The sequence below is a fragment of the Streptomyces sp. NPDC046860 genome, from assembly GCF_040645115.1.
In the GTDB taxonomy this organism is placed as follows: Bacteria; Actinomycetota; Actinomycetes; order Streptomycetales; family Streptomycetaceae; genus Streptomyces.
This window is the reverse complement of record NZ_JBEYXQ010000002.1, coordinates 215,671-229,005: the sequence shown is the minus strand read 5'-3', so window position 1 is coordinate 229,005 and position 13,335 is coordinate 215,671. Positions and strand designations below refer to the sequence as shown.

At 64.4% G+C, this 13,335-nt stretch carries 7 protein-coding genes; 1 reads left to right on the top strand and 6 read right to left on the bottom strand.

The features are described from left to right. Positions 1 to 182: 182 nt before the first annotated feature. Complete coding sequence (locus ABZ898_RS04530) at positions 183 to 713, top strand: SMI1/KNR4 family protein (protein WP_361652682.1); 531 nt, start codon at positions 183 to 185, stop codon at positions 711 to 713. A gap of 98 nt (positions 714 to 811) precedes the next feature. Here ABZ898_RS04530 and ABZ898_RS04525 read toward each other — a convergent pair whose 3' ends face one another. From ABZ898_RS04525 to ABZ898_RS04500, 6 genes are all read right to left on the bottom strand, one after another. Then, entirely contained in the window at positions 812 to 5,287 is a 4,476-nt protein-coding gene (locus tag ABZ898_RS04525) for a Tat pathway signal protein (protein ID WP_361652680.1), read from the bottom strand. Positions 5,288 to 5,560: 273 nt separating this feature from the next. Next, the gene (locus tag ABZ898_RS04520; RefSeq protein WP_361652678.1) at positions 5,561 to 6,061 is read right to left on the bottom strand and encodes a hypothetical protein; all 501 of its coding nucleotides are present in this window, start codon (positions 6,059 to 6,061) and stop codon (positions 5,561 to 5,563) included. 8 nt (positions 6,062 to 6,069) lie between these two features. Next, positions 6,070 to 7,020, bottom strand: a complete 951-nt coding sequence (locus tag ABZ898_RS04515) for a hypothetical protein (RefSeq protein ID WP_361652676.1) — start codon at positions 7,018 to 7,020, stop codon at positions 6,070 to 6,072. Between the two features lie 547 nt (positions 7,021 to 7,567). Beyond that, positions 7,568 to 7,720, bottom strand: a complete 153-nt coding sequence (locus tag ABZ898_RS04510; protein WP_361652674.1) for a hypothetical protein — start codon at positions 7,718 to 7,720, stop codon at positions 7,568 to 7,570. A 46-nt stretch (positions 7,721 to 7,766) separates the two neighbouring features. Continuing rightward, positions 7,767 to 8,579 (bottom strand): hypothetical protein, encoded by an 813-nt coding sequence (locus ABZ898_RS04505; protein ID WP_361652672.1) that lies wholly within the window; start codon positions 8,577 to 8,579, stop codon positions 7,767 to 7,769. 1 nt (position 8,580) lies between these two features. Beyond that, positions 8,581 to 13,116, bottom strand: a complete 4,536-nt coding sequence (locus ABZ898_RS04500; protein WP_361652670.1) for an AAA domain-containing protein — start codon at positions 13,114 to 13,116, stop codon at positions 8,581 to 8,583. Positions 13,117 to 13,335: the final 219 nt, after the last annotated feature.

The following is a 13,335-nucleotide window of genomic DNA, read 5'->3' as shown; positions in this document are numbered from 1 at the left end:
TCACGCACTACACCGGAGCCCTGGGCCCGGTCCTTGTGCGACAGAACGTCGTTCGTATCGTTGGACTCCCACCACGCGACGAGGCGTCTGTTGTGCGGGGGCAGGGAATGCAGGCCGGTCACCCGGGAAGAGGACTTGGTATGGCAAGTGGGGCGGACGAAGTGCGTCGGGCATGGGGTCGCGTGACGTATTGGCTGGAGCGGAATGCTCCGAAGAACGCCGCGGCATTGCAACCACCCGCGACGTCGAAGCAGATCAGTGACGCAGAGAGCAAATTGGGCCTGTCGCTCCCCGAAGAGTTGCGGGTATGGCTTCTCATCAACAACGGCGTGGAAATGAAGGAGACCCGGCAGGGATGGCTGTCTCCGGCTCCGGGCAGCAGTTTCGTACCGTACGGGTGGCACCTTCTGTCCACTGCCGAGCTAGTCAAGGTGTATGAGCGGCGGATGGATTTCCAGAGGACGGGTGATGTACCTGATGACGAGGACGACGAAGTCTTGGTATGGCGTCGCGAGTGGTTCCCGTTTGTCGCCGACAGTGACGAACTGTACGGACGGTTCATTGACGTCAGGACAGGCGCGGTGGGGAGTTGGAGCGACGGGGACATGAACCGCCTCGGGACCCACTGCTCGCTGACGGAGTTCTTCGATGAACTTGCCGATCTCATGAGCACGAGCGCCCGCGTGGTGGACGGCGGTATCGAGTGGCGTTGATCGGGACGAGGCAGCATCCCCGCAGTTGACGACAAACCGCCTGGAAGAGGCAATGGCCCCTGGGGTGACCAGGGGCCATTTTCCTGTGACGACGTCGATCAGCTCGGCTTGTCCGCCTGCAGCCAGTATCCGTCGCCGTCAACGACGCGGTTGTTTTTACGGAAGGTCGGGAACAGGCTCATCGATTGCGAGTTCTGGTTCAGTGACATCGCCGCCCGGCCGCAGGATTCCGTCCAGGTGGGAACCGGATAGTTCGGGTTCATCACCATACGCCATTTGCCGTCCGAGCCCTTGACGGCGCGGGTGTTCACGCACTGGTCGCCCGAGGTGACTGGGGAGGAGTTCTTCCCGCCCCACGTCTTGGGCATGGCCGCGCTCTCATAGCTCGCAGCGAAGGGGAACTCGTCGCAACTGGGTTGGTCGTTGTTGCTGCTGCTAAGTTCCGGCGAGAGCGTGACCGGTTCGTTCTGTGCCCAGCCCTCCGGGCAAATGACATTCCGGTTGTAGTCGCTGATCGCCTGGTTGCCGCCGGGCACGAGCACGTCACCGCCGAGGTAGGTGAGCGGTTCTCCGACGCCCCGCAGTCCGTTGTGCCCTGGCAGCTGATGCTGCACGAGCCATATGTGTGCCGCGGCTGCCGGAAACTTCCTTTCGTTGATTTCGTACGTCGGCTTGTACCAACTGAACACACATCCGGGGGTGGACTTCACCTCGACGTCGCACCGGACGTTGAGGTTATCCTTCTCGACGGTGGCCGTATTTTCGATGGGCATGTCGTTCGCAACGCCGTCGAAGGTCCAGTAGGGGAGGATGGAGTTCTTTGTCTCGCTCGATTGGGTCCATTTTATTTTCGTGGTGATGATCGCGGAGTGAGTGTCCCCGAGGGTCCAGGTGTCGGATCCGGTCCATGTGGAGCTGACGACGGAGCAATATCCTCGGCACTGGTAACCGAGGTCAAGCTTCACCTCGGCCATCACGCCACTCATGGAATCCAGCCGGATGCTTGTGCTCTGCGTGAATGTGTCGCTGTTCACGTCGGTTTCGATTGCGTTCCTGTAATCGAAGACCGCTGCACCGTCGGGACGGCCGTCGGTAAGGTGAACGACGGTCATTTCGTCGTGAATACACGCCTTCGTGCGGGTGTATGTCATCGATTTCTCTGTGACCGAACATGCCGCGGTCTCGCCGGCGGACACGGATGGCGTCGCCAGTCCCTCGCTGCTCTTAGAGGTGATCACGGAAGCGGTTGACGACGCCTTTGCCTTGCTGCTCAGCGAGGTACTGCCGGCGAAGAACGATCCCTCGATGGTGTTCGGTGTCTCGGTCGGCACGGGATCCGCAGCGTTGACGTCCGGGTCGCTGAAGGTCAGGTCGGAGGGGATGCCGGAGTAGTCGCCTGGTACGAACGCGACGGCGTCGTAGGCCACGTCCTTGTCGGCGGCGCCGTCCGACGTGGAGTTGGTCAGCTGCACCTCCGGCGCGTGGTCCTTGAAGTTATAGGCGCCGAGGGAAACCCATTTGTTGTTCTGGGAGTTCTGATTGATGGTTTTGGTGACCGCGCCGAAGGGTGTGAGGATCTTGTAGGTGGCGTTGGAGACCTGGGCGCCGGTGTCGGGGATGTGCACGTAGACCTTGGCCTGGCTACCGGAGATGGCGGAGTTCAGTTTCCAGTCGCCGAGGATGGTCATGCGTCCGCCGTCGCCGCCGAGGTGGTCGGCGTCGCGCGCGTGGGTGAACCAGAAGTGGCCGTTGTAGCCGCCGCCGATCTGGTGCAGGTCGGCTTTCGCATCGTACTGTCCGAGGCCCGGTCCGGTGGCGTTCGGGTCAGGGTAGAAGGTGAACTGGAACGAGCCGTCGGATGTTGTGGTGCCGCAGCTGCTCCAGCTGTTGGTGCCGTCGGGCACGGAGGTCACGACCTTCGCACCCGACGGGGCACCGGAGCAGACGGGGGTCCCGTACTGTAGGCGGGTGCCTCGGCCGGGCTCGTTGACCACCGTCTGGTACTTGATGCTTTCGAAGCCGCAGCTGGTGGCGCAGTCGGACTTCCATGTCGTCCTGGCCTCGTGCCACCAGTACTGCTTGTAGCAGTTCGCATCGGGGCAGTCGGGCGGGCTTGCCGTGTTGCAGTTGTTCTTGGCGTTGCAGAACGCGTCGAGCGGGGGCACTACGTGGGCCCGGCGGTACTTCGCGCTGGTCGTCTCTATGACCTTTCCGTCGGTGCCGTTCCAGGAGGCGGGGCGGAAGCCGGCGGAGGAGAAGCCGGATTCGCCCGGCCAGTCCTGCCGTCCGGAGGTGGCGTAGGAGTGACCGGTGTCGATGGACCAGGCGGCCCAGCCCATCACCTTTTCCTCATAGGGCCAGTTCTGCGGATGGGCTGCGTCCTTGGATGCCAGCGGGTCGAGGTCGGTGTTCATGAACGCGAGCCGGGACGGCGGATAGACCGGGTTGGCGGGGTTGTTGTACCAGCCGAGTCCCCAGTTTCCGTTGGTGCCCGCGTCGGCCTTCGTGTTGAATCCGAGGTTGTAATTCCAGACGGCGGTGAACCAGTTCTCGGGCTTGGCCGGGTCGTCGTTGTTCACGGCGATGGTCTGGTCGGACTTATGGACCTCGTTCCACTTGGCGGCCAGGATGTACAGCGACGCGGCGATGTTGGTGGTGTAGTCGATAGCGACGGCACGCTGCGTGCTGGTCGGCAGGGACGTTTCATTCGGCTTCTCGTAGCCGGCCTTGCGCATGCCGTCGGTGACCTGTCCGACACCGTATCCGCAGTCGGACTTGTCCCAGTGGATGGTCCAGAACTCCGAGAGGGACCCTCCGGTCTGGTGTCCGTAGAAGCCGTCGACGGCCGCGAGAGGGCTGCCCATCTGGCCCGGGATGGCCCCGGACTCCGCCTGCCAGAGGTTGGATTCCTGAGCAAGAATGCCCAGTTGAACTTGGGCGGGGATGCGCCCACCACCGGTCAGCGTGGGTCTCGGGAACAGCCCTTGCGGGTCGATCGTGGACAGTCCGGTCTGCGCGCGCCAGCCACCCTGCGTGAGGTAGCCGGAACGCAGGTTGCCCTGGATCGCCATGTCCACGGCCCACTCGACCTGATTCGGGGTTGGCTGGAGAGCCTGCGTGCCGACATCGTTGCGGGGCACCGAGCACCAGCGGTCGCTGTCGACCGGGTCATTGGCCCGGGGGTCGGCGGCCGCGGTGAGTGCGGTGATCGTCGAGACCTGTGGCTTCGAGGCGCCGGTGAGCGCTGGTGACGGCCTGTCGCCTGCGGTGCTGCCCGGTTCGGCGATCTTGTGGTGGGTGTGTCTGCCCGTGCCCGGCACCGTGCCGCTGATGGTCAGGGCGTGACTGGTGCGGCCTGGTGTGGTCTCGGCAGCCGGTTCCGTGGTCGCGGTCCTGGTGAACCCGCGGCCGGCAGCCTTGATGTGATCGACGCCTGCCAGGACGGCCTGTGACAGGACTGGGTCGACGGCGAGGCGTCCGCGGGTGGAGACTTCCGCGTCGGGTGAGACGTTCAGGGCTTTGATGCCGCTTGCCGTGAGGCCCTCGTCGTGACTGGCCTTTCCGGTCAGGTAGACCGTTCCGTCCGTGCCCTGGCGGAGACTCATGGCGGCAAGGTCGCCGCTGGCGACGGTCGCCTTTTTGCCGTGCGCGTAGGTGCGAACTCTGACGTGGTCGCCGTCCGAACGATCCAGATAGCCGACCGAGCCGTCCCGCTTGACGCGGATGCCGTATGGAGGGTGCTCAGTCGCGGCGAGTTCAGCCACTTTCCCCTTGCCGTCGACCCGGACCAGCTGATTGCCGGCAGCCGCGATCACCCCGTGCTCGACGGGCACGGCGGAGGTGATCTCGCCTCTTGCGGTGGTGTCCGCGACGGTGGCGCCCTTGCTGTCCACCGTGACCAGACGCGTCCTGCTGTCGCGCAGCGCGGTGAAGACGGCGGTGTGCGTGGCCGGGTTGCACGAGGGGTCGAAGTAGGCGAGGGACGCCGTGACAGGAAGCTTGGTGACGCTGCCGTCGTCGAGGTTCACGATGGCCGTGAACGCGCCGCCCATCATTAGGTCCGGCTTGTTGGTGAAGGTACGGGGCGCGTATACGACGGCGGCGTGGTGGTCGTCCATGAGGCACTGGTTGCCGATCCACAGGTCCGCCGGGAGCTGAGGCTCGCTCAGTACCGTGGTGGTGCGCCACCCGTAGCCGGTATGGCTGTCGGCGACCAGGAGATGGAGTCCGTCACTGTCGGCGGCCGTGGTCACGGCCCGGTCGGCGGAGCCCTTCCAGCCCTTGCCCAGAACCGGGTCGCGGTCCTTGAGCGGAACTGCCGACGACGTGGGCGCCTTTCCCGGTGTACGGGCCTGCTGCCGGCCGGAGCTGTGGTGACTTCCCCGTGTCGCCGCCTGGGCGGCATCAATGGTGAAGGTGGAAGCGATCAACGCGATCGCCGCGGTGACGGCCAGAGCGGATGACCGCATCATCCGTCTCTCTCGGTAACGTTTACGCATGTTCGCCGGGTTTTCCCTTCTGTGGGTGCGCCATCGGCCGACACCGGGGTATAGGTGCCGCACGATGTTGCGCACGGGAGAACGGCGCGCCCAGGGCGGAGCTACGCCGGCTGGACCACCGGACGCGCGGGGGAGATGCGAGGAATGCACTCACGCCGCGCGTCCGGCCGACTATTTCCTATCGATTAGGGAGATGGACTGAACTCGTCCACGTAGATCCTCGGCACCTGCGGAAGCGGACACGTACTCTTCGAGCCGATCAGGACAGCCTCGCGGGCCTTGCCTGCGGGTATCCCTAAGTGCCACGGCCCTAGTTTTGTGCGGTAACACACCGGTATGGAGGAGGGGCTAATATCTCTTATGGGAAGCGTTTTCGTTCTTCAACTCGGGCACGAGGTTCTCCGCCAAGCCGCCGTAACCACCGCAGGTAGCGGTACTGGCTTGCGAGATACCTTGGTAACCAGAACTGAAGTAGACCCGGTTGGTGACGCCGCATTCGCCATTCACTATGGAAGCGGCGTTGTTCTTGAGGGTTGTCCCGTCTCCGCTTTCGGATTTGCAGGTGGCGTTCGGAAGTTTCCCGTAGCCAAAGACCAGACGGACGAGGGTCGCGCCGTTCGGAGAGTATCCGTAGTGGTCGGGGACGCTCATGTTCGATACGTAGCAGGCTCCCTGCCCGGAGTTTGTGATCGAACCAGCGCTGTTGTAGTAGAGCACGAAGCAGTATGCGTTGTTGCTGGATGAGCAACTATCGGATTCATAGGTGGTGGCGGCCTGCGCGGGCTGGGCGTAGAAGATACTTCCGGCGATGAGCGCGGCGACGGGAATGGAACGGATCAGGTTTCGCATGGCCTTAGTTACCTGTTCGTACCTTCCGAGACCACCTTTTGCGCGGCGGCCTTAATGGTGTTCGTTTTCGCAAGTGCGGCCTCGAGTGAGGTCTTCTTGTTGGCGATCTTCTGGTCCTGGATCGCGGTTTCCTCTGCATACCAGATTGCGGTCAGATCGGTCTTACTTTTGCAGGCGACGTCGGCGGTGGCCACTTCGATTTCCTCTGTCGACGCCGACGGCGTCGACAGATTGAAACTCTCGGCGGGCTTGAATGGGCTATCGTATGCATAGCCCTTTTCCTTCATACACGCTGCCCAGCTTGCGATGACCTTTTGAACAGCGGGCTGCTGCAAAGACTCGGTCATGCTCGACGCGTTGACTCTTGAGGCGTCTTCGCCCTGCACGAGACGTCCCAGCCGACGCTCCGCTTCTCCGCGGCATCCTCCCTCGGGAACCGCTACTCCGTTGTACGTGCCTCCCGAGAGCTCTGGTCCACCTCCGACGAACACGTCTTCCTCCGGCCCGGCGGCCGGCTCCCACACAGGCGGCTCGCCCATTTGCTCCGGCGGCAGGTGGTACCCATACGCCGCAGCATGCGCTGCGTCGGAAGCTCCGTAGCGCCTGGGCATGTTGGCATCATTGAATTCAGCGGGCGGGTTCGCCCCAGGGACCGGGGGGTTGAACTTGTCAAAACCGAACCGAGCCATACAGCTTACCCAAAGGTCACGTTGGGCACGCTGCCACTCCACGACGTCCGTATAGCCGACGAGATACTTCTCCACGGGTAGGGACAACCCCTTGGCCAGTCCACGCTCTGGCGTCCGGTTTGGCCACTTGCTCTCGTCGACAGCGTTGGCCGCCACCGTCTGCGGTGAAGTCTCATCCGGTGCCGCACCGTTACCGACCGCGCTTACAGCCACACCGGCGAAGAGCGCCGCTGCTGCGAATGAGCCAGCAAGCACTTGCTTGTTACGCATACGATCCCCCTCACAAACACCTATGTGTACATGACATGCACAACCTACACTGGGTGGCCACACGGAAGCCATGCGCGTCGATCACGAGGCCAGATGGTTGGCTGGTTTCCGCTCATAGCGGTGGTTGAGTGGGGGATAGCCGGTCAGTCGGAACATGGTGCTTCGATGACCCACCTTCGGCACCTGCAAGTTCGCCCCTTTTAGGGGTCACGGTCGCCAGGCACGGTGGCGCTCATGCGAACTGCTGCAGCAGCCAGCCCAGCTCCTCCAGCGGGTTGCTGGCGTCGTTCACGGACGGGGTGGTCGTCATCGCTCCGCCGCCGTGCAGGGCGTAGCAGGGCAGCCGATTAAGTTCCTCACCTATGACACTGGTCAGGGAACCCGAGCCCGGATCGCAGGGTTGGACCTGAAGAAGTTCCGTGACGGCCCGGACCCGGAGCAGGAGTCCGACTGGAAGGCGGAGAAGGCCAAGCAGGGCAATGGCACTCGAGCCCGTCGCCGTGATCGGCAGGAAGCGTTGGGAGATGCGGCTGAGAGCGCCGCAGGTTCATAGGCCGATGCCGATGAGGGCGTTGTCGTTCTCGTCCCACTGGTCAACGATCTGCATGTAGCCGTCTAGAACCTTCGAGCCGTCGGCGTGCCCGGCCACTGCGGCGATGGCTTTCCGGTCCTTGCCGGCGCGGCGGGCCTTGATGGCCATGCCGGAGCGTACGGCGTGTCCGGTGAACAGTTCGTGGGTGGGGGTATCAGGGGGTGCTGGCAGCAAGGTCGTTGAGGACGGCGTTTACGGTGGACCAGCACAAATCGGCTGTGTCGAAGTCCGCGCTGTGCCGGGCTCGTTTTTCGGCGAGGGGATGAACGAGGTTGCGGTAGGTCCGCAGGAGGTCTGACGCCATTTTGGCGTCCTGGTCGATCCATCCGTTGGTGTGCGCGTGCTGGATGAGTTCCTGGAGCCGGGTGTCGCGGGCGGGGCGGATGAGCGGCACCGCTGCGGGGCGTGTGTCGGCGGCGTGGACGAGGACGCCTTCGAGGAGGCTGCCGAGCATGATGACGGCGGAGGTGTAGGCGCCGTGTTCCTGGCAGATGCGTGCTTCGTCCAGGCGTAGCTGGACCGCACTGGCGAGATCGGGGTCGTCGACCAGGTCGGTGATGGCTACTTTCAGTTCTACGCGCTGAGGGCGCCGGACCTCGTCGGAGTCGTGGTCGGCGAGGAAGGGCCGGTTCTTGTGGTAGTCGATGCGCTGGCCTTCGAGGGAGAGAATGTCCTGGAGGCGTGTGATGACGGCGTCGTAGTCGTGGGGTTGTTGGAGGTATTCGCGTCGGTCGGCGAGACGGAGGATGACTCTTTCGATGTCGGCTGCCTCGTCGTCTTGCCGTTCTCGCAGGGTTTCTTCCACCCAGAGCATCCGGGGGCGCCCATCGTGTTCGGGAACGTTCTCCCAACCCGCTCGTTTCAGGAAGCCGGCGAGTTCCCAGCCGGACCGTCGCTTCATTCCCGGTTCGTCGCCGCAGACGATGGCCGCGAGTTCGGTGAGAGTGCTGTCGTCGAAGTGTTCCATGTCAGAATCCCTCGCTGTCGTCATCGGGTGCACTATCCGGTCCCGGCTCGCCGTCGTAGGGGTCCAGGTCGTCATCGTGTTCGGTCTCGGCCAGACCGACTGGGGTCCACGCCGGCTGGCCGAGTGCGCCAGGTGACGGGCTGTCGGGGGCGGTGGCCGGGTGGATGCCCAGTTCCTTCAGGCGCTTCCAAAGGGGCTCCAGTGCCTGTTCCGGATTGAGGGCGAATGCACTGCTGCGGATGCGCCAGAATGTCCAGCCGGCGCGGCGCAGCTCCCGCTCACGTTCGGCGTCGTGGCGGATGTCGTCGGGGGCCGAATGGTAAGGGCTGCCGTCGCACTCCACCGCGAGGCGGCCGTGGTCTCCGGTAACGACGAGGTCGATGCGCTTGCCGTTGACTTCCCATTGAGGCACGACGTCATAGCCGCGTTCCTTGATGCGCAGGTAGACGCGTTGCTCGAAAAGGGAGTCGAAGGGCTTGCACGGTGTGTCGGGACGGACGTCGGTCAGCTGGTGGGAGTGAGTGTAAGGCGGGGGCGGGCTTTGCATGTAGGTGAGCAGGGAGCGGCGGAGGTCTTTGCTACTGAGCTGGTCGGCGGTCACGGAGTGGAATAGCCACATCTGGTCGCGGGCGCGGCTGGCAGCGACGTTGAAGCGCCGCTCATGGTGGCGGCCGGTGGCGGCGATGGCGTGGTCACCGTCCACGACCATGGACAGGAGGATCACGTCGCGCTGATCTCCCTGGAACCGTTCGGGTGTGCCGACCACGATGCGGTGACGCTCCAGGGCGGCGACATCGATGCGTTCATTGACGAGATCCTGCACGAGCCGGGTCTGGTCGCCGTGACGGAGGACGATGATGCCTATGCTGCGGTTGGCGTAGGCGGGGTCCTGGGTGAGGCTGTGCAACTGGCTGACCACAGCTTCTGCTTCCGGCCGGTTGATCATTCTTTCACGCAGCCCTTCACAATGTCCCTCGGATACGTGCACGGCCTTGAGTGGGGGCAGCCGGTCGGAGCCGTGCTGGCGCAGGAGGACGAGTTGGTTATCGGCGTAGAACTGCATGGATGACCACTTGATGATCTCGGGCATGCAGCGGAAGTGCTCGGTGAGGCGGATGACCTCGGTGAAGCGGGACTGCAGCAGCTCGTAGAGGTTCGATTTGGGGTCGAAGCCTTCTCGTTGCCAGGGCTCCAGAGCGGCCAGGCGTTCGTCGAAGATCTGAGTGATGCGGTCGTGCTTGCTGCCGGTGTAGTACGGCGCGCACTGACGGTCGTCTCCGACGACGATCACGCGTGGGGCGAGCCAGAGCAGCAGCAATCCGTCCAGGCCCACCTGGCTTGCCTCGTCGACGATGACGACGTCGAAGGAGTCCGGCTCAGGTGTGATGGTCTCCGCGACGCGCCGCAGCGGCATGATCCAGGCGGGCACGGCTCCCTGGGCGGCCTGCATGGCTGATCGTGCGTGCCGCTGGTGGCGTTTGCCGTAATCGGTCGTCCCCTGCCCGGCATTCGCGACAGCGCTCGCATAGGCAGCCAGGGCCTGCTTGTGCTTCGTGGTCATACGGCTTACGCAGTGGAGGGCGGCGCGGTCGCACACCAACTGCTCCACCAGGTCATGGAGCCTGGCCTCAAGCTGGGTGAGTTCGCCTTCAAGCTGCTCCTCCCGGCCGGGGAGCAGGTGTTCGTCGAGGAACGCGCGGGCCTGACGCCACGCCCAGGCTTGGGGGAGTACGGCGAACCTGACCTCCCAGTGGGCTGCGAGAGGCTCGGAGGCGAACTCCCGCGCCAGTTCGGGGTGGGTCTCGGTCAGACGCTCGAAGAGCTTGCCGGCCTCACGACGGTCAGCTTCACGCTGGTAGGCGACGGACAGATCCTCGACGGCGCGCAGGTAGGCAGAGGCGTCGCGAGCCACTGCGGCTTCCGCGGCACGCTGTAGCTCCTGAACACCGTTCGGACGAGCCGGCGGGAGGGCGTCCAACAAGGCGTCGAACTCGCGAAGCGAGGCGTCGAGGCGCAGTAGCCGCCGGGCAACGGAACAGGCTTGCCGTACCTCCTTCCACTGTTCGGTGGTAGTGACCGGCTGCTGGATCCCGGCCGTTAGCAGAGCCGCGTGGACGCGGCGGACGGACTCCGCGCTTTCATCGATGGCCCGAAGGACCGCGGCTCGGTCCAAGAGCTCGGAAATGAGGCGATCTTCCGGATTGGGATCCGGCGCTGCCCCCACGCCCTCCCACCGGCCGCGCAGGGTGCGGACGTGGGCGCGCATCTCCAGATGCCGCACAACTGCGGTGATCCGCTCCCGGTCGACTGGAGCCATGCCTTCGACCCGGCATTGCTCAATAAGGAAGCGCGCCTGCCGGACGACCGCAGACCGAGGCCAGCGCAGACTCAGCCTTCCAACGCGCTGGAGATGTTGCTCCAGATTGCGGGCTGCGATCAGGTGATCCTTCTCCGCGCTCTCGGAGACATGAGGAACTTCCACGTCCAGGAAGGCCGTGGCCGCGATCTGCTCGTAGGTCTGCTGGGCACGCAGCGAGGCTTTGCGGATGCTGTCCCACAACTGCTGCCGACGCCCGGCCAGGCCGTCCGTCAACGCCCGCGTCGTCCAGTCCTCGTCCTCCCACGCTTCGGTGTCCGATGACAACCCGACCAGCTGCAGTGCCTGTTGAGCCTGCTCGAGCATTTCCTCCAGGCGGCCCAGTTCGGCATCACCGAGGGCTGCAAGCACGCGAGCCAGGTCCGATGGAGGCTCTTGCTCCAAGGCATCTTCAGCAACCCGCAGCCTCTCGGCAGTTCGCGCCACCTCTGCCGGATCGGGAAGACTGGCCGGATCAGGGCAGTACAGCGCATCTGTATCTAGGAGGCCCGCTCCGTGCAGCTCCGCCAGCAGGCGCAACCGTTGTGCCTCGTCCGTGGTCAAGACCGGCGGTGCGGCAGCGGGGGAGGGGAGGGGCGGCAGCCATTGGTAGCGGTCTGTTCCGCTCGCCACCGCCTGCACGATGTCCTCAAGCAGCCCCCGGTAGCCGGGTGCTATCTCGGGATGCTCATACCATTCGGCCTCGCGGATCTGGCGCAGACTGTCGTGGATCCGGGCCCGCTGAGCCATGAACTGAGGACGCTGCTCCTGCGCGGCAGTGATGCGCTGCCGCAGCCGTTCGAGGCTGGTTGTCGCATTGAGGTGATTCAGCGCTTCCAGAGAGCGGCGCAGGTCTGAGGAGCCGCTCTGCCACTGATCGCCCTGGATGACACACATGCTGCGCAACCTGGGTGGAAGCTGATCACGCAGGACGTTCAGAGCCCGGCCTTTTTCACTGGTGACCAGAACACGCTTGCCGTCTGCCAGCAGTGCCGCGATCAGGTTGGCGATCGTGTGTGTCTTGCCGGTACCAGGCGGACCCTGCACCACCACGCTCGTGTCCGACTGGAGTCGCTGCAGAACGTCCCGCTGAGCGCTGTTGGTAACCATAGGGAACAGCGGATCTGGTCCCAGTGCTGGCGGAACCGCACCGATCCTGCTTCTCCATGCCGTGCGGTGCTCGGGATCAAGGTCGTACAGCAACTGCGCCAAGCCCAAGGGAGCCTCCGCCCCCGGACGCTTGAGCGATCGGGAGATGCTCTCGTAGAACCCCAGGACGGAGCGCTGCCCGTGTTCCCGCAGGATCAGCGCGGGCGCGTAGTGCAAAGTACGCGCCCGCGCCTCGGCAGTCACATCCTCCGGGTTGCCGGTCGGTTCGAAAGGCACCACCCGCTCGACACCGAAGGCCCGTTGCGCCCACATGCGCACCGCATCCGTGGCCCGGTCCGACAGCGGATGGAAGGGAACATCCTCCACTGCGGACCGCACGACTCCCGTTAGCTCGGAGGAAAAACCGTCGGACTCGCTGAGGAAATCCGTGTCCTCCAAGCGCCCGGACTGATCCGGCAGCAGGGACACCGTCACACTGATCGACGCGGGGTCCACGGTAACGGTGACCGGAACCGTAACGATGTGCCTGCGCACCCGCGACGAGGGCCGCTGGGATCCCAGCTGAAGCAGTCCGACCGCGAGAACGATCTCGAAGGAGTCGCCGTCCTGCTGGACCTTCTTCGCCATCCGGTAGAGCCGTCCGTGCAGCCGACGCTGAGCCTCCGCGGCCAGCTCCTCCTGAGACCAGCGCCTCCACTGCTGTGCCCACGCCTCGTAGGATGCGCGGACGTGTGAGGGGCCGCTTTCCAACGCCGGTTGTGTCTCATCCGGATTCTCCGGAGTGCTCCCGCGCTCATTTGGCGTGGCTTCGTCGATCAACTCAGGAGGCTCCGCGCCTGGTGTGGCCACAGCCTCCGCCTGAACTCTGCCCTGCAGCAGCGATGGCAGCCGTGGAGCGTCTTTAAGCGGACGATGCTTGACCACCATGAAGCGCGGGTCCGAGTCCTTGAACCGCCGCACCATGCCTTCCGGCGCGTCGGAGAGCCAGATCGCCTCCGGATACTTGGAACAGTTGCGCACGGTCTTGGAGATGGCACCCCTCACCAGCTCCTGCAGACAGTCGATCAGCACACGAGTGTCACGAATAGCCCTGGGATCGCTACCGTCACGTACGGCCGAGCGAGCCATCGAATCCCCCCAACGCCCGCCACCGTGGCAAGCCTGCCAGTATCCGAGGAGTCGGCCACCCAGGCAATGAATCAAACTTGTATCCGAATAAATTCAGACAGTTGGTGCCCAACCGCCACGCCGCGCCACGGGCCGTCCCGTAGATGATTCTGAGCGGCCTCA

Coding starts and splice junctions, on each gene's coding strand:
- ABZ898_RS04520 (WP_361652678.1), bottom strand. CDS start 6,061: ATGCGAAACCTGATCCGTTCCATTCCCGTCGCCGCGCTCATCGCCGGA.
- ABZ898_RS04515 (WP_361652676.1), bottom strand. CDS start 7,020: ATGCGTAACAAGCAAGTGCTTGCTGGCTCATTCGCAGCAGCGGCGCTC.
- ABZ898_RS04505 (WP_361652672.1), bottom strand. CDS start 8,579: ATGGAACACTTCGACGACAGCACTCTCACCGAACTCGCGGCCATCGTC.
- ABZ898_RS04510 (WP_361652674.1), bottom strand. CDS start 7,720: ATGGCCATCAAGGCCCGCCGCGCCGGCAAGGACCGGAAAGCCATCGCC.